Below are 18,328 nucleotides of genomic sequence, written 5' to 3'. Positions count from 1 at the left end.
TAGTGGAGATATGAATTCAACAGTAATTTTAGAGAACAAAACATCAATGAATACACTTTTATCCGACTTAAAACAACTTACTAAAGTTGGCCTGTCTTTAAGTGTCGTTTTTTCTTCCGTTGCTGGTTATTTATTAGCCATCGATTTTGTTAATTATACAACACTTATCTTATTAGCAATTGGCGGTTTTTTAATGGTTGGTGCCTCGAACGCATTTAATCAAATTATAGAAAAAGATACAGATGCATTAATGAAACGCACAAAAAATAGACCTTTACCAACAGGAAGGATGTCTGTTAATTTGGCGATGTTTATTGCGATATTCTTTACAATTTCAGGGCTTTCTATATTGTACAGCATCAATCCTAAAACAGCTTTATTTGGAGCAATTTCCATATTTTTATATACATCGGTGTATACACCGTTAAAAGCAGTCACACCTTTAACGGTTTTTGTTGGGGCAATTCCTGGAGCAATTCCGTTTATGTTAGGTTGGGTCGCGGCAACAGATCATTTTGGTATCGAAGCAGGTTTTTTATTTATGATTCAGTTTTTTTGGCAATTCCCGCATTTTTGGGCAATTGGTTGGTTACAATTCGAAGAATACAACAAGGCAGGGTTTAGTATGTTGCCAATGAATAAAAAGGATAAAGGAGCGGTAAAGCAAATTATATTTTACACGGTTATCATGATTTTAGTTTCGATAGCACCTGTTTTAAAAGTGTCTGGAGCATTTTATATTTATCCGTTAACGGCAGTTATTATTGCGCTGTTGGGTTTTGTGATGTTGTATTATGCCATTCAGTTGCATAAATCTGAAGAGAATATAGATGCAAGAAAGCTAATGTTATCGAGTGTTTTGTATATTACCGTGGTACAAATTGTATATGTAGTTGATAAATTTTTACATTAAAAATGATAATAGAACAAACTTTAGAAGAGGAGTACAAAATAGCTAAAAAGAAATCAGCAAAACCCATGTTATGGATTTCGATGATTAGCATGGTCATGTTTTTTGCAGGCTTAACAAGTGCGTATGTTATTAGTATGAAGCGTGACGATTGGGTAGCTTTTGATTTACCATCAGCATTTACCGTAAGTACATTTTTGATTGTTGCAAGTAGTATTACATTACTTTTATCTCAACGATTTTTAAAAAAAGAGAATAGAAACGCATCATTATTTTTATTAATTATTACATTTCTTTTAGGAATTGGTTTCGTCTGGCAACAATATGTTGGGTTCAATCAACTTAAAAGTGTAGGGTTATTTTTTACAGGACCAGAGAGTACAGTATCTACATCATTTATAATAGGCATTACTTTTATGCATGTTATTCACTTGATTGCGGGTATTATTGTACTTCTTATTGTTATTTATAATCATTTTAAATACAAGTATAAATCAGATGATATGCTTGGTTTTGAACTAGGTGCAATATTTTGGCATTTCGTAGATTTATTATGGATTTATCTATTTTTCTTTTTCTATTTTATTAGATGATGAAAAATGTTTAATTTTGACAAACTTATAAGACTTAATTAAAAATTATTTATGGAAGCAAATATTGCTATACCTTCAGACGGAAAGAACACTTGGAATGGTGGAGGGGTAAGACCGTTTAATGCCAGTTATGGTAAAATGATGATGTGGTTTTTCATCCTATCGGATGCATTAACTTTCTCGGCTTTTTTAGCTGCCTATGGTTTAACTCGTTTTAAGTTTATCGATTCATGGCCAATTGCAGATGAGGTTTTTACACATATCCCTTTTATACATGGAGTTTATCCTATGTATTATGTTGCTTTTATGACGTTTGTACTTATATTTTCTTCCGTAACTATGGTTTTGGCAGTAGATGCAGGTCATCAAATGAAAAAAAATAAAGTAGCTTGGTATATGTTTGCCACTATTATTGGAGGTTTAATCTTTGTGGGTTCTCAAGCTTGGGAATGGAACACGTTTATCAATGGCTCTTATGGAGCAGTGAAAACTACAGAAGGTAAAGTGTTGCAATTTGTAAAAGATGGTGAACAAATAGCGTTATCAGACTTTGTAGTCGGCGATAGAATGGATGCTAAAGTGCAACATACTAGAAAAAATGGTCTTTGGTTTGAAAGCGGTTCGGAAACGGTACCAGAATATTCTGTGGCTCAAGTGTTAGCTTCTTATAAAGCAGATCCATCCATTAAAATTAGAAGCGAACAGATTAATTTAGAAGAAAAACAGAAAATTATACTCTCTAGAGAAAAAGGTCTAGCTGAATTATCGAAGGGTAAAATGGTTGTGGAAGGTGCTAATTTAAAAGTTAACGAATACGGAAATACTATTTTTGCAGATTTCTTTTTCTTTATTACAGGTTTTCACGGTTTTCACGTTGTATCAGGTATTGCTATCAATATTATTATTTTCTTTAATGTACTTCTTGGAACTTATGAAAAAAGAGGTCATTATGAAATGGTAGAAAAAGTAGGTTTATATTGGCACTTTGTAGATTTAGTTTGGGTATTTGTATTTACTTTCTTCTATTTAGTTTAATTTGTAAAATTGTTTTAAAAAAATGGCACACGCACAATCGCATACAAAGAAAATCTGGAATGTATTTTGGATTTTATCAGCAATAACAATTGTAGAAGTAGCTCTAGGTATTATAAAGCCTGATGTATTGCATCTTACTAATTTTTTAGGAACAAGTCCGTTAAACTGGATATTTATCATCTTAACGTTAGCAAAAGCATACGGAATAACATGGGCATTCATGCACATGGATGAGGAAAAGAAATGGTTTCGACGAGCTGTTGTTTGGACGTCGGTCTTTTTGATCTGTTATCTTGTAACCTTACTTTTAATAGAAGGAGGCTATTTATATGAAACATTATCGCCACTCGTAAAATGGTAATTAAAAAATAAAAAGGTGGTTTTAACCACCTTTTTTTATATACTTAAATTTTATTTGTACACTAAATTAATTTTAGATTCATGAATATATTTACAAAAAAAAGAGTCGTATTATTTTTACTTTTTATATTTCCTTTAATTTGTTTTCTAATTTTATCTACCGGAGAGAACAACTTTAAAAAATTGCCTATTGTTACAGAAAATATTATTGATATTTCTGAAATTGATGCAAGTAATTCAGCAGAATTAAAAGATCATGTCTCTATTGTTTGTTTTCTAGGGGAAGATGTAAATACCAATAAAACAGGACTTTTAAATTTGAATGAAAAAATTTATAAAAAATTTTTAGATTATAAAAAGTTTCAAATTTTAGCAATCTACCCCACAGGATCTCAACGACAAGTAGAACAACTGAAAGAAGAAATAGGAACTTTTACAGATATGCAGAAATGGGTGTTTGTTGCTAGTTCTCCGGAGGAGATTGAAGCCTTTTACAAGGCTTTCTCGGTAAACGAATCTCTTGTAAATTTATCCTCGACAAAAGCATTTTTAGTAGATAAAGCTGTAAACTTAAGAGGAAGATTAAATGATGAAGATACCAAAGATGGTAAATTATACGGGTACAATATGAATTCTGTTGCTGAACTGAACAGCAAATTACAAGATGATGTAAAGGTGTTGTTCTACGAATATTACGCCGCCTTTAAAGTAAGAAATAAGAACAAAGCAGATAGAAAAGAAGTAGGTTCATGAAAAAAAAGAATTCTTATATAGGCATTTCATTTATTATATTATTGTTTGGTATTTATACCGTTCCAAAAGTAGTCAGTTATTTTCAAGACTCGAGCTTAGTGAAATTTGATAAAGTTCCTGCTTTTGAATTTATAAATCAAGAAGGAAAAACAATAACCAATAAAACGTACGAGGGTAAAGTATTTGTAGTAGAATTTTTCTTTTCTACTTGTCCATCCATTTGTCCGATCATGAATCAAAAAATGCTGACTATTCAGGATGCTTTTTTTGGAAATCCAGAATTCGGAATTGCATCTATTTCTATTACTCCAGAAATTGATACTCCAGAAGTTTTGCGGCAATATGCTAAAAATATGGGAATCACTCATAAAAATTGGCATTTATTAACAGGGAAATCCAAAGACATTGTATACGATCTGTCGAATAAAGGGTTTAAGCTATATGTTGGTAAAGGAGAGGAAGACCACGGAGGTTTTGAGCATTCAGGCTTATTTGCTTTGGTTGATAAAAATGGCTATATACGTTCTAGAAAAGATGAGTTTGGCAATCCGATTATGTATTATAGAGCTTTAGAAGAACAATCTTTTCCAGATCAGATTAAAGAATTAAAAGAGGATATTAAATTATTATTAAATGAATAAACTAGCACAAGAAAAAAAATATAAAAAGATAATTACTGCGTTATCTATTATTATTCCTATTGCGGTCGCCATATTATTTGGGGTTAATTTAAGAGCGTTAGGTTTTGATGTAGAACCTCTTACCTTTTTACCTCCAATTTATGCTTCTATAAATGGTTTAACCGCTATGGTATTAATCGCTGCTGTCATTGCCATAAAAAATGGAAATAAAAAGTTACACGAACAATTAAACACCTTCGCAATTATTTGTTCTCTTGTTTTTTTATTGATGTACATTGCGTATCATATGACTTCAGACTCTACAAAGTTTGGTGGAGAAGGCGCTATAAAATATATGTATTATTTTATTTTGATTACGCATATAATTTTATCCATCATAGTAATTCCTTTAGTGCTTTTAACCTATATGAAAGCTAAATTAGGCGATTTTGAAGCACATAAAAAAATAGCAAAAAAAACTTTTCCAATTTGGTTGTATGTCGCAATAACGGGTGTTGTTGTGTATTTAATGATTTCTCCTTATTATGTGTAAAAAAATATTTTTAAATTTTCTCTTTTTGATGATTTTTTCAACGATATCATCGTATGCGCAATGTGCCATGTGTAAGGCAGTAGTAGAAAATGGCGATGTTGATATGGCAGAGGGTGTTAATAACGGAATTTCTTATTTAATGGTATTTCCTTATTTGTTGGTTGGAGTTTTATTTTTTACTTTATATCGGTATAGAAAAAATCAAATAAAAAATTAACATTTTTATAGGAGTAAATTCATGTAACATTATTTACTTTCCGTCGTCTTACTAACATAATATAGAAAGTTTTGCTTCTTAATTATGATAGATAAACATAAATCAACCAAAAATAAATACGTTTTGAAAACTAAACTTATAGTATTAGTAGCTTTCTTTGTTTCTATAGCTACATTTTCACAAAAAAAATGGACACTTAAAGAATGTGTTGACGAGGCCTTAAAAAGAAATATTTCTATACAGCAAAATAGGCTCAGTGTAGAGGTAGCAAAAAAGGATGTTGATATATCTAAAGGAAACTTTTTACCAAATTTAAACGCGAATACCGGAGGTAACCTAAATTTTGGTACGGGGTTTGACCCAGTATCACAAGATCGAGTAAACACAAGTTTCTTTGGAGGTTCGGTAGGTGTTAGTTCTGGTGTTACTGTATTTAACGGTTTTAGAAATACAAATATTTTTAAGCAGGCTCAGTTAGGCGTGGAATCTAGTCTGTTAGACTTAAAAAAAATGGAAAATGATGTTTCATTATTTGTGGTGAATGGGTATTTGAATATTTTGTTTGCGAAAGAAAACTTAAGTGCCGCACAAGTTCAATATGAAATTAGCAAGAAACAAATTATCGCAGCCAAAAGTAGATTTGAATCTGGGGTTATTCCTAAAGGAGATTTATTAAATACAGAATCTACTGCAGCAACAAATCTTCAAACAGTGATTACGCAAGAGAATGCATTAGACTTAGCGCTCTTAAATTTGTCTCAATTATTACAAGTTCCATCAGAAAATTTTGATGTAGCAAGTATCGATGTGGGTAGACCTTCTGTTAATTTATTCTATAATAATTCATCAAGCGTATATGAAAAGTCTGTAAGTAGAATGCCAGAAATTGCGAGAGCTCAATTAGCTATAGAAAATTCAGAACTAAGCATTGAAATAGCCAAAGCTTCTTTATTACCATCGATTTCAGCGTCTGCAGGATTATCCACCAATTATGGATATAATTTAAATTTACCTGCTGGTTTTTCTAATTCTAATTTATTTAGTCAGCTCGAGGATAATTTTGGTTACGGTCTAGGATTTAATGTTAGTATTCCTATTTTTAATCGTTTTCAGACTAGAAATAGAGTAGCACAATCTGTTATAAATAAAGAAATTTTTGAAACAAGATTAGAGAGTGAAAAGTTAAGCTTAAAACAAACTATAGAGCAATCGTTTTTAGATGTTAAAACTGCTCTAAAAACTTTTGAGGCCTCGAAAATTTCTTTGGATGCACAGGAAGAAGCATTTAAAAATGCGCAAGAACGTTATAATTTTGGAGCAATGACTCAGTTTGATTTTGATCAGGTTAGAACACGGCTTGTAAATGCACAAGCTTCTTTAATTCGGTCAAAATATGATTATGTTTTTAAGACAAAAGTGTTACAGTTTTATGCCGGAGACTTAATTTTAGAATAAAATTTAACAAATTAACAAGTATATGCCCTCACTATTTTTAGTGAGGGTTTCTTTTTAAAGTATCTTTGTGTAAAATTTATAGACTTGGCTTTTATTTTAAATATAGAAACATCTACTAAAAACTGCTCTGTTAGTATTGCAGAAAATGGGAAGATTTTAAAAATCAAAGAATTAAATAATGGGAATTATTCCCATGCAGAGGTACTACATTCTTTTATTACGGACATTTTAAAAGCAGCAAACCTACCAATACATAAAATAGATGCTATTGCCGTAAGTAAGGGACCTGGTTCTTATACAGGACTCAGAATTGGTGTTTCTGCTGCAAAAGGATTATGTTTTGCACTGCAAAAGCCCTTAATTTCTATAGATACGTTAACATCCCTCGCTCATTCGATATCCGTAAATAGTGGTTGTATAGTGCCTATGATAGATGCTAGGAGAATGGAAGTGTATGCATCCGTTTACAATCATAAACATGAAGAATTAAGGGATATTAGGGCAGAGATTATTGATGAAAATTCCTTTTTAGAGTATTTAGAAAAAGATAAAGTTTATTTTTTAGGAGATGGTGCTCAAAAATGCAAAGGAATTATAAGACATAAAAATGCTGTTTTTGTAGATGATAAATTACCTTCAGCAAAAGAAATGGCAGTATTGTCTTATCGCAAATACAAAAAAAGCGACATAGAAAATGTCGCTTACTTTGAACCCTTTTATTTAAAAGATTTTGTTGTGATTCCTGAAAAGAAAAAGAAACCTACCTTTTAATTTTACTTATTAATATTTACTCTGTGCGGATAAGGTATTTCAATTCCAGCTTCATCTAATGCCAGTTTAGTATTTTCTGTAATTTGAAAATATACGTCCCAATAATCTGCTGTCAGACACCAAGGTCTAACTGCAAAATTTACAGAACTATCGGCTAATTCCAAAACGGTAACCCCTGGTGTAGGATTTTTTAAAACTTTAGGATGGGAGGCTAAAACATTCATTAAAACCTCTTTGGTCTTTTTAATATCTGCATCATAAGAAACCCCAATTACCAAATCTACACGTCTTGTACCCTCTGTGGTATAATTAATGATAGTACCATTAGATAGTGAACCATTCGGTATAATAATTTCTTTATTAGAAAGTCCAGTAAGTTTCGTTGTAAATATTTCAATTTCTTTAACAACTCCAATTTCACCCTGAGCCTCAACTAAATCACCAATTTTAAAAGGTTTAAAAATCATTATTAAAACTCCACCTGCAAAATTGCCTAAAGAACCTTGCAGTGCTAGACCTATTGCTAAACCTGCAGCAGCTATAATTGCAGCAAAGGAAGTAGTTGCAACTCCTAATTGAGAGATCACTGTAATAAATAATAAAATTTTTAAAATCCAGCCTACAAGATTTTCTAAAAATTTTTGAAGCGTAACATCTACACTTCTTTTTTCCATTATTTTTTTTGATGATTTAATAATTAATTTAATTAAAAATAGCCCAACAACAAGGATTAGTATTGCTGTAATAACTTTTGGTACATATTCAAATAATATGGCTTTTGATGTTTCGATGTATTCTTCCATTTGATTCTTTGTTAAAATTTATTGGCAAAAATAAAGGATTAGACTTTAAACCTAAAATGTTTGTTAAAATAATATGATTGATAGGATACCAATGGTTGCAGGTAGCGTTTGAATGTATAAAATGATAATTTTTTTTGTAGAATAAGCGCCAAAAGCACCTGCAATAGAAACGCAGATTAAAAAGAATAACGCAACATCTATTTTAGTTGAAAAAAGTGACCAGATTAAACCAGCCGCTAAAAAGCCATTATACAATCCTTGGTTTGCGGCCATAACTTTAGTTTGTTCGGCAAATTGTTTGTCTTTAATGCCAAAAATCTTCATTCCTTTTTGCGTAGTCCAAAGAGCCGTCTCTAAATAAACAATGTAAATATGTATCATTGAAACAAGCGTGATTAATATAATTTGCAGGTAGTTCATTTTTATAATTTTAATAGATAGGTTTATTAATTTGTATAGAGTTTTAACATGTAAATGATGAATGCAATATAATAAATTAAGTGGTGGTAATTTACAATCTTTGATAACCTAGTAGCCAAACATTGCGTTGTGAACACGGTATTGATTAATCCCAATGTTAATTTAATGTTACCAAAATGTTGTGTAATTGTAATTTTAGTTTTATATTTGTAAAGGTAATGTTAAAAATAAAGTAAAATGGGCACGAAAAAAATTATTACAATCTTGTTGCTAAGCATAGCAACTATAGGATTTTCTCAAGAAAATAAACCAACTTATAAGGCTGAAGGCGATTTAGTTAAAGCTACCTATTATTATGAAAATGGTGCTATTAAAACCCAAGGATTCTTTAAGGATAAAAAGTTAACTGGAGAATGGACGCGATTTGATAAATCTGGCAATAAAGTACAGTTAGCATACTACAATAGTGGTAAAAAAGTAGGAAAGTGGTTTCTTTGGACAAAAGAGGCACTTAAAGAAATTAATTATGAGGACAATACATTGGCTTCGGTAAATATTTGGAAACAAGAATCTAAAGTAGCATTAAATAACGATTAATAGAATTCTATTTTTATTAAAAACCCATTGAAATTTGAAATTTTTAATGGGTTTTTTGTTGGTTTTAAATCCGAATTATTAAGTTTGGTTATGGGGTTCGAGTGTAAATCTATCGTTCTTTTAGGTGATGTTTTGGCTATTTTATACTAGTTATCGGTTCAAAATACTGTTGAAGAAAACGATAATTTTTCTTCTTACACAAAAGATGGAACTATAGGGAACTATAGGTTGTGCTTTTTTTAGTTGAAATAGAACTGCAAATGGCACTTTTATTTTAGTAATTTCATATGATCGTTACGGTCATTTAAAATAATTATGAAATAAGAAATTTACCCAAAGACATACCTAGGTAGTAATGTTTTTTGATTTAATATTACTCTATTGGAGGGAATAAAAAAGAATTGGTTTAAGAATAGAAGTATTCAGAAGGTGACATTGATCGATTTCATACACTTAGTGTTCAAAAAAAAAACCGTTTAGAAATTTTCTAAACGGTTTTTATATACATATTTTGAAACTTTAGTTACTCTACAATTAGAGTAAATGGAATACTATATTTTACTCCAACTGGTTTTCCTCTTTGTCTTCCAGGTTTCATCGTTGGTAGTTGGCTCATCACTTTTAAAACCTCACTTTTAATTTTAGGGTGAGGAGCTCTTGCTTGAATGTTCACAATTTTACCAGTTCTATCAATTTTAAAACCAATAAATACTCTTTTTCTTCCAGGAGATAATCCTAATTCGTTCGGTAAATCGGCATCGAATTTTCTAGAAAAATGTTTTTGAACCATTGCACTGAAACAAGCTTTTAATTCTTCTTTGTTTCCTTTACATCCAGGAAAAACAGGAACATCCTCAATAATCATGAAACTAACATCTTCGATTACTTCTTCCGCTTCTGCAACTTCTACAATTTCTTCAACTTCTACAGCTTCAGATTCATCTGTTTCCGTTGATTCTATAACTGTTTCCTCAATTTCTTTTTCATCCTCAACAATTTCAATTTTTTCAGGAGTTGGTGGTGGTGGAGTTTTTGGCTTTACCGGTTCAACTCTTTCAGTAATCGGAATTTCTTCTTCCATTTCTGCATTCATACTAACAACTCCTAGGTCTCCATAGGTTTTTTCGTATGTTTTTTGTTCTATTGCAGCATATGTTACGAAAAGCGCTAGAACTAGCCCTATTTGCATAAAAATTTTGCTGAAATTTTCTAAATTTGATTTAGGGTTTTTCTTAATTTCCATTATAAAGAGTTTTTATAGATTGCTAATTTAAATAAATTATTGTTTTAATTACAACTCTTACCATTAATTAATGTCATTTTTTTTAAAAAAGAGACTAAAAGTACTTAATGCTAAAAGAACTCCTAACGAATTTGCCAAAACATCAAAATAATCTCCTTCTCGGTAAACCGTTAAACTTGCTTGAAGTAGTTCAATTATTATGCCAAATATAATACAGCTAATTGCTATTATATATTTTTTTTGAGGTTTTTTATAAAATGAAAGCAACCAAGTAATTGTTAGAATAAAATAAGCAATGCTATGATATCCTTTATCTATATTCGCGACTTTAATGCCCGTTTCAGGCATTTTTATTAGGCTTAAGCAAAGAATACCAACTGAAACTAGGATTGCAATAATAATTATTTTATCCTTTAATAAGTTGGTGATATGCTTCAGCATCTAATAAGTTTTCTATTTGTGAGCTATCAGAGAATTCAATTTTTATCATCCAACCTTTTTGGTAGGGATCTGTATTTACCAATTCTGGGTCATCTTCTAAGGTTTCATTAAATTCAATTACTTCGCCTGTTAAAGGCATAAATAAATCTGAAACTGTTTTTACGGCTTCAACAGATCCAAAAACTTCTCCTTCTTCTACGGTATCATCTAAGGTGTCCACATCAACATAGACAATATCGCCTAACTCTCCTTGAGCAAAATCTGTAATTCCTACAGTTGCTATATTTCCTTCAATTTTGATCCACTCGTGGTCTTTTGTGTACTTTAATTCAGATGGAATATTCATGATATTTATATTTATTTATTTATTGTTCGTATTTAATTTCCTCCTAAATTATAGACTATGTTAATACCACCATTAATTGCTTGTCTTGGGAATGTGGTAGAAATAGCGTATTTAGATGTTTGATGATTATAATAGAAAGATGCTGTTAAATTACCGCTCAATCTATAATCGGCAACAAATTTAATAGAAAATAATCTTTGGCCACCACTAATTTGATTATTATCTTCTTCTACATATCTAATTTGTGTTAAATTATCTCTCAAAGAGATGTCTGCTCTTAAATTAACATCGCCTCTTAAGGTTGTTTTTTTACCTGTAAAACGGGTATTCATTTTTACATCTTTAAAAACATACCCTAGTCCAAAAATATATTCGGTTCCGGCAATATCGGTTAAAGTACTATTATTAAAATTCATCGTTAATGTTCGGTCTCTTTTTACTTCGCCTCTTAAAGAAAACGAGTTTTTCATTTTCATGTCTACTTTTATCAACGGTGAAAATTCATCAACTAAAGTAGCACTTGCTACTAATCTTTGTGGCTCAAAACTGCCAGAATTTGCATTGATAATATTCTCACCTTCTTGAAAGGCTAAATTATTGGTAAAGCTAGAAATGGTGTAAGAAGATCTGTACCCATGAGAGACAACAAAAGAAGAAAAATTCTTTTTAAACCACTTCATTTTCATAAAACCATTGTAACGCAAGGTCCAGTTTGGTATCGGAATATTTCTAAACAAACTTGTATTTACTTTATTTGGATTTTTGCCTGAATAAGCAGCCATAAAAGCGGGTAGCAGCACTTGTTGGCTATTTGCACCAAAACCTGCCGGATCTACAGATGGGTTTTCTGAAGCAAATCTATTGGAAATAATACTTCTATAATCTTTCATTTTCTGAAACAAAGCATCTCCATCGGTAAATGCCGTAGAAAACATAGAGTGACTTGAGCTAAAGTTTCCTGTTTCAAAAGCATCTATTCCGAAGTCAATTGCTCCGTTTTCAGAACCATCTTCTATAATATCTAATTGTTGAGATAAATCTGAAGTCTTAATTTTATTACCTCTTACATCAATATTTAAATCATTAAATGGTTTTAATGTAAATGTATAATCAAGTTTATTATAATGTGTTCTGCTATAGGTTTTGTTATAAAAAGCACTTTCGTCATCGGGTGTATTTGGGTTATCAATGAGTGCTCTAGGGTTTACTAGCCAACCATTTGTAAGTGCTTTATTTCTAATGTCTACTTGACTACCAAAAGCAAATGCAGTGGGCGATCCTCCTAAAAAACCAATCCCTTCATCATACCCTTGTAAATATTGTCCGTTGTTTTCTGTGTAGCTTATTTTACCTTGTTTAACGGCTGTAAGAACTTCCCAAGCACCCTTTAAAATTTTCTTTCCTACAGGTAAATTTTTCTTCAGCTGTATTCTTGAAACGTTTTTACCTTTTGCATTTTTACGTTGTGATTTTGTTAAAAGTAATTTTTCAAAACCAATTTTTTTGTAAATTTTATCAAAAGAAAAAGTGGTGTTTAAATTATGTGTATTGGCATTTTGAATTACATTCCCAATTTTTTCTGCAATCGTTTCGTCTTGTGATGATACTTGCCAATCAAAGTCTGCGGTATATGCGTAGTCAGCTTGAATAAAACTTAAAAAAGGAAATTTACTTAAAGGGATTGCATACGTTGTGTTTAATTTTTGATGGTATTGATTCGGTCTACCTGTATTGAAGAAATTATCAAAGATTTGTAATTCTTCTCCATTTCCAAAGGCATCATAAATGTAATTATTTGTGGCATTAAAGTTTAATTCTAATGATTTTGTTAAACTAAAACCAACTGTATAATCCCAATCAAATAAAAACCTACGTTGTTTTAGTTCTGGTTGATTTAGTAAGCCTTCTATTAAGTTTCTTGATTGCTGTTCATTATAGTTTCTATTGATACGAGAGTTGATAGCGAGTGTGCTTGGAACCGGATTAAAATTTAAATCCTTGATAAATTTCCAGTATTTACTTTTAAAACGCTCAGAATTTTTAAAGAGCTCTATAGATTTTGAATCAAAGCTAAAATTATAAGCGGCAGAAGCCATTACATTTTCGTTGATGTATTTTTCAATATTATAGTCTCTATGAAATTCCTTGTTATGAGAATAAGAAACCGCTAAATTTTCTACATCATAAAATTTTGGTTTTTTAGTTGTATTTGGACTTCTATTCTTTTTAACATTGATAAAACTAATGCTGGTTCGTTTCGTATAATCTCTAGAAAACTCACTATTTGGGTTTTGTTCTAAAGCATCTTGTAAAGTAACATCTTGATATTGTGGATCAAACTTTGGGTCAATAAATTTTTCTCCAACACTATAACTCATGGGCAATTGAATTCCCCATTCTTGTGGCGTTAATACTTTACCAAGATTTACACTAGTGGCAATATCATATTGTTTTGTTTCATCTAAACTACGCTGATTTACACGGTCTTCTACATTCCCAAAACCTATGGTTTGCATGCTTCCTGATAGGGATACATTGGCAACATCAGCAAAATTAGCATCAGCATTCATCACTGCTGCCCAACCACCTTCATTGTCAAAGCCAGCAGAACGCAATTCATTAAACCAAACTTCAGCACTTTTATTTAAAGGAGCGTTGTTTTTTAAGCCTAAAGTTACCGTTCTTAATTGCGCTAAAGTAGGGTTTCCTTTTACTCGAATTTTAAATTCAGGGACTTCACCGGGCACAACTGCCGGATATATTTCGTTAGGCAGTACGTTAGCAATGGCATCTCTTTCTACTTTTAAACGTCCAAATGTTTCTAAGAGTGCATCTAGATTGTTTTCTTCTGGCCAAATGTCAAGAGCAGTAGCACCACTTGTAGATACTTTTAAAGGCACTTCTATTTGATAAAAATTATCATTTAAATCTGTACCTAACCTAATAATTGCAGAAAAGTCATTATCGCTCACGGGTGCATCTCCAGTAGGCTGCAGGTGCATAAACATTTTAAGGGTTTTAAAACGTCTTAAATCGATGCTTATATTTTTATAAATAGCTCTTGCCTCATTAGGTTCTAGGTTGTTCACTTTTAGAGTAACAGCTTGTTCATTTTGCAGTTGCACAGAAGTAGTTCCTTGTAAACGCTCGCGTTCAATTCCTGGAGGTTGAATGTAGCTACCATTATTTTGTTCAATACTTACAACTCCAACTTCAAAACTTTCTAATTCTGCCTGATTTAATTCTCTATCAGGGTTAATTGCAGGATCTATAGTTCTAATATAACGCCTCCAGTCTCCGCGAACCAAATCTAATTCGCCAAACCGAAGTACTACTGGCATTTTAAAATTGGTTAAAAACATTCTTACAAAACGAATGCTGTTAAAATCAGAAATTCCGTTTATCGGGGTTCCGTTTCTAATAGGCACTCTAAATTGATACCATTTAGTTTGCTGAGTATTTCCGTTTTCTAAAGTAACGGAAGTAGTTTTTTCATCAACAATAAAATTTCTTCCTTTCTGTAAATCATTTTTGTTCATAGAAATTCTATACTCATAATAACTTTCAACAGTATTCATGGTTTGATCTCTGTTGATGTCTTCTACATCTGGATAGGTTGTAGAGGAAGTCGGAAAAGTTTCAGTAGATTGATTTAGTGTAGGCGAATTGCCTTGTGTATTATTAAAATCTTTATATCTTTTTATAATAGAAGCATTCATTGCGTCTAAAGAGCCGCCTCTAAAAAATTGAAAGTTATCCGAGGCGATATCATCTGCATTTAAACGACTAAAATTAATATTTAAATTTAAAGAGTCTGATAGTTTTTGTAAATTTTGTTGTTCTTCAAGATCATTTAAACCATCAAATCCAAGATCTTGGTTTGTTCGTGCGGCATCCTCTTCACTAAAGGCATAAATAATAGAAGGATTTCTAGGAACATCTCCCCAAATTGTTGTGTTTACATTAGATCCATTTAGTTTTAAACCATCTTCTGGCAAACCGTTTTCGAACATTTTACGATTATCCTTTACAATATCTTCAGAAATATTACCAAGATTGATGTATAAATCTCCTACTTGATTAGAAACATCATTGGGGTTTATGCCTTGCGGCAAGCCTTCTTCATTGGTGATCGAGTAGTTTTCATAAGGATCCATGACCCAAAACTGAATAAATTCAACATTGGCTTGGTCAAAATTATTCGTATTCAAGGCACGCATAATTCCTCCCCAGTTTTCTTGAGGATTTCTAAAAGTACCGTCATCATTTACGTCAACATTTGTTGTGTTAAAGTTATAAGAACCTCTTTCTTCTGGAAAATAGGCCAAATCTAAAGTTCTTGCTTGTCTATTTTGGGTAACATCAAATTGTTGATTCGGGAATATTTCGTTAAAATTTATTTGTCTCGTTTCTGCTCTAGAGAGTTCATCAGCATTAATACTAGCGGGTGTTTGCCCAATTCCGTAAAAAACTTGATCAATGCTATACCAAGCTAATTTTCCTCTTTTGTAATTGTAAGATAAATCATTTTGATCTCCAAAAAAACCAGGATAATATTTTGGGGTACTAGCTTCATACCAATCTAAAGCAGATAATAAACTGATTGGTATTTGAGAAGCTTCAAAATCATCAATATAAGATGTGGCAGCACCTGCGACATCAATTCCACTTGGCGTTCCTGGTAATAAATAAGCCATATCTGCTCTTAATGACAAGTTAGAAGGAACATCTGTATCTACAAAAGGTAGCTTGTTGGCTAGTTTTGTAAAATAAGGAACTTCTGTGGCATAATCTACATTTAATCCAAACATCGTATTGTTTATAGGGTCTGCACCAAAATTAACTTTAGGCGTTAAAGGCCTTTCCATGATATTTAAAATAGTTGCGCCAACTACAAAATCTTCGGAAAATGTATGTTCAACATCAACCCCCATAAAAGTTTTTCTTTGTTGATTAAAAACGGCATTATTTTCTGTAGAAACGCTTATTGGTGTTCCAGAAGCTTGTAAACCTGGATCAATAATTTGTACTCTACCTGCCATGTAATCTACAACATAATCTACGCCCTCTGCCAATTGTCTTCCGCCTGCACTAACTCTCACCGAACCTCTAGGTACGTTAAATGCTCCAATAGGAATTCCGCTAGCACTTTCTGATCTAAAATAGCCCTTTAAAAAATATTTATCCTTATTTTGAAAATTATTCTTAATGTTAATTTTTGTGTTTAAGTAGAGCTCTTTAAACAAAAATTGTTCATCTAGAGTTTCATTTAAACCAATATCAGTAGGATCATTTTGATTTAAAACTAAATCATTACCAAAAGGTTCTGGTTCTGGAAAAATAACATAACCATTTTGAGAATTTACTGTAATTCCTTCTACATAATCAAAGAAACCGTCTGCCGTTCTAAACTGACTTTGATCTAGTTGATCTAGTTTAAAAACCTGAATTAACGGCACATTTGGTATGTTTTCAGTATTTGAGTTTTGTAATACGTTAGATGCAATTCCGGTATTATCATCTCTGTACAATATTTCAAAACGAAAACCATCTTGTGTTAACGGGTAAGCGCCTAAAGCATAGATGTTTTTCATCATTAAACGCCATGTAGGAAAAGATTCATCGTTACCTGTAATAGCATTTGTACGCTTTGTTTGTAAAATTTCTGAACGCAATAATTTAACGGCTAAGTTTTGAGGAGCTTGAACTCCATCATTAGAAAATTCACCAACTTTAAAAGATTTTTGAGTACCGCCGCCATTGATCGTTCCGGCAACTGTATATTCATAAGCAACTGCTAAAACCTCACCATCATTTAATCTTCTATTTAATGAAATATAACCTAATTGAGAATTTAATTTATACTCATTTACATCCAATTTTCTTGCATTTTCAAGAATAGAATAGTCAGTTCCTTGTTGCATTTGAAAACGATTTTGTAAGGTATTGTCAACCGTAGAAATATCTCTAATTCCGTTTAAAACAGTTGGGTCATAGATGTTGTTTGCGTTATTTTGAGGCAAATTTAATTGTTGGCCATTGGTATTGATACTAATAGGATTTACGGGCAGTACGGCACCATTATCATCAACTAAATTTTTATAAGAATTATTTGCGTTTGCATTGTTAGATTCACCAAGATCTGCCAGCGCTACAATACTTCTAAAATCTTCAGTAGCGGCATTTCTATTGGTAATCCAAACTTCAATTCTTGTAATACTAACCTGGCTGCTTATTAAAGGATATTGCTTTAAGGAATTGGCATAATTATCTATAAAAAATTGGGATAAAAAAAAATGACGGTCATTATCATAGTCCGTTGTTCTTAATTCAAATTCTTGAATAGAAGCACCCGCTTCTGATACCACGGTTTTACTTTCAGAATTTTGTTGAGAAAACACTGCAGTAACATTCGTGTTTCCGAATTGTAGTTCCGTTTTTACTCCGAACAAACTTTGTGCACCATTGATCAAAGAATTTTTAATGGGCATTGCAACATTACCAGCTTCAATACCTTGCAAGATATCATCTTCTGTGGGCGTATAATCGATTTTTACTAAATTTTGAAAATCGAAACTTGCTTGGGTATCGTAATTTGCAGTAAATTCTAAACGTTCACCAATTTTTGCACGAATACTAGCGTTTATTTGCTGATCGAAATCAAAAACAAGACTACTTCTATTCTCTTCAGAAATTTGAGGATTTTCTGTGTTTTGATAAATAAAACCAAGCTTTAAATTTAAGTTTCCCGTAGGCGTAACCTTTACCGTGTTGCCTCCAAAAATAGATTCAAAAAACTTATTATTTACATAATAGGTAGGTAATAAATCTTTTTGTGCTGCTGCAGAACCTTTCTTTTTACTATTTGTAGCACTTACTTTATCTTTAAAGTATTGCAACATATCTCGTTTTAAACGATATTGTTGGTATTCTTTTTGTGTTAAATAAATAGGAGTTTTAATCTGATAATCACCTATTTTCTCTAGAATAATATATTGGTTCAATGCTTTATCAAAAATGACTTCTTTTTGCGCCAAATCATCCAAAAAAAGACCTCCTTTTTGCGTGTTTTTAAAATTGTATCTTAAGTTTAAAGTATCTTTTTTAATCTCTGTAGAATCTTTGGTTGTCTTTGTTTGAGCATCTAATGAGAAGTTTACCGAAAATGTAAAAAGGAGTACTAAAAATGTGTTTTTTAATAATCTAATCAA

The 18,328-nt window shown here is 31.5% G+C and carries 17 protein-coding genes; 11 read left to right on the top strand and 6 right to left on the bottom strand.

Annotation, left to right across the window (positions count from 1 at the left end; translation table 11 throughout):
* Positions 1-10: 10 nt before the first annotated feature.
* The 10 genes from cyoE (at position 11) to tsaB (ending at position 7,267) form a co-directional block, all read left to right on the top strand.
* Entirely contained in the window at positions 11-913 is a 903-nt protein-coding gene (cyoE, locus tag K8354_RS11800; protein WP_223439878.1) for a heme o synthase, read from the top strand.
* 2 nt (positions 914-915) lie between these two features.
* On the top strand, positions 916-1,503 hold the full coding sequence (locus K8354_RS11795; protein WP_223439876.1) for a cytochrome c oxidase subunit 3: 588 nt from the start codon (positions 916-918) through the stop codon (positions 1,501-1,503).
* 51 nt (positions 1,504-1,554) lie between these two features.
* Complete coding sequence (locus K8354_RS11790; protein ID WP_223439874.1) at positions 1,555-2,538, top strand: cytochrome c oxidase subunit 3; 984 nt, start codon at positions 1,555-1,557, stop codon at positions 2,536-2,538.
* 22 nt (positions 2,539-2,560) lie between these two features.
* On the top strand, positions 2,561-2,899 hold the full coding sequence (locus K8354_RS11785) for a cytochrome C oxidase subunit IV family protein (RefSeq protein WP_223439872.1): 339 nt from the start codon (positions 2,561-2,563) through the stop codon (positions 2,897-2,899).
* Between the two features lie 80 nt (positions 2,900-2,979).
* Positions 2,980-3,651 (top strand): hypothetical protein, encoded by a 672-nt coding sequence (locus tag K8354_RS11780; protein ID WP_223439870.1) that lies wholly within the window; start codon positions 2,980-2,982, stop codon positions 3,649-3,651.
* Positions 3,648-4,292 (top strand): SCO family protein, encoded by a 645-nt coding sequence (locus K8354_RS11775; protein WP_223439868.1) that lies wholly within the window; start codon positions 3,648-3,650, stop codon positions 4,290-4,292. The genes K8354_RS11780 and K8354_RS11775 overlap by 4 nt, the downstream gene beginning before the upstream one ends.
* Positions 4,285-4,824 (top strand): DUF420 domain-containing protein, encoded by a 540-nt coding sequence (locus tag K8354_RS11770; protein ID WP_223439866.1) that lies wholly within the window; start codon positions 4,285-4,287, stop codon positions 4,822-4,824. Before K8354_RS11775 ends, K8354_RS11770 begins: the two co-directional genes overlap by 8 nt.
* 28 nt (positions 4,825-4,852) lie before the next feature.
* Positions 4,853-5,041 carry a hypothetical protein gene (locus K8354_RS11765; RefSeq protein WP_223439864.1) on the top strand — a complete coding sequence of 63 codons (189 nt, stop codon included), beginning with the start codon at positions 4,853-4,855 and terminating at the stop codon, positions 5,039-5,041.
* 123 nt (positions 5,042-5,164) lie between these two features.
* Entirely contained in the window at positions 5,165-6,496 is a 1,332-nt protein-coding gene (locus K8354_RS11760; RefSeq protein WP_223439862.1) for a TolC family protein, read from the top strand.
* Between the two features lie 84 nt (positions 6,497-6,580).
* Entirely contained in the window at positions 6,581-7,267 is a 687-nt protein-coding gene (gene tsaB / locus K8354_RS11755; protein ID WP_223439860.1) for a tRNA (adenosine(37)-N6)-threonylcarbamoyltransferase complex dimerization subunit type 1 TsaB, read from the top strand.
* Positions 7,268-7,269: 2 nt separating this feature from the next.
* Here the strand turns inward: tsaB and K8354_RS11750 are convergent, their stop codons facing one another.
* Positions 7,270-8,070 carry a mechanosensitive ion channel family protein gene (locus K8354_RS11750; RefSeq protein ID WP_223439858.1) on the bottom strand — a complete coding sequence of 267 codons (801 nt, stop codon included), beginning with the start codon at positions 8,068-8,070 and terminating at the stop codon, positions 7,270-7,272.
* Between the two features lie 63 nt (positions 8,071-8,133).
* Positions 8,134-8,490 carry a DUF1304 domain-containing protein gene (locus K8354_RS11745; RefSeq protein ID WP_223439856.1) on the bottom strand — a complete coding sequence of 119 codons (357 nt, stop codon included), beginning with the start codon at positions 8,488-8,490 and terminating at the stop codon, positions 8,134-8,136.
* Between the two features lie 237 nt (positions 8,491-8,727).
* Between K8354_RS11745 and K8354_RS11740 the strand changes: the two genes are divergently transcribed.
* Positions 8,728-9,087, top strand: a complete 360-nt coding sequence (locus K8354_RS11740; RefSeq protein ID WP_223439854.1) for a toxin-antitoxin system YwqK family antitoxin — start codon at positions 8,728-8,730, stop codon at positions 9,085-9,087.
* A gap of 523 nt (positions 9,088-9,610) precedes the next feature.
* Here the strand turns inward: K8354_RS11740 and K8354_RS11735 are convergent.
* The 4 genes from K8354_RS11735 to sov form a co-directional block, all read right to left on the bottom strand.
* Positions 9,611-10,330 (bottom strand): energy transducer TonB, encoded by a 720-nt coding sequence (locus tag K8354_RS11735; protein ID WP_223439852.1) that lies wholly within the window; start codon positions 10,328-10,330, stop codon positions 9,611-9,613.
* Between the two features lie 63 nt (positions 10,331-10,393).
* Positions 10,394-10,771, bottom strand: a complete 378-nt coding sequence (locus tag K8354_RS11730; protein ID WP_223439850.1) for a VanZ family protein — start codon at positions 10,769-10,771, stop codon at positions 10,394-10,396.
* Positions 10,737-11,117 carry a glycine cleavage system protein GcvH gene (gcvH, locus tag K8354_RS11725; RefSeq protein ID WP_223439848.1) on the bottom strand — a complete coding sequence of 127 codons (381 nt, stop codon included), beginning with the start codon at positions 11,115-11,117 and terminating at the stop codon, positions 10,737-10,739. The genes K8354_RS11730 and gcvH overlap by 35 nt, the downstream gene beginning before the upstream one ends.
* 32 nt (positions 11,118-11,149) lie before the next feature.
* Positions 11,150-18,328 carry a T9SS outer membrane translocon Sov/SprA gene (gene sov / locus K8354_RS11720; RefSeq protein WP_223439847.1) on the bottom strand — a complete coding sequence of 2,393 codons (7,179 nt, stop codon included), beginning with the start codon at positions 18,326-18,328 and terminating at the stop codon, positions 11,150-11,152.

The organism is Polaribacter litorisediminis, assembly GCF_019968605.1.
GTDB classification, from domain to species: Bacteria; Bacteroidota; Bacteroidia; order Flavobacteriales; family Flavobacteriaceae; genus Polaribacter; species Polaribacter litorisediminis.
Note: the sequence above shows the minus strand (reverse complement) of the source record. Positions and strands in the feature narration are given on the sequence as shown.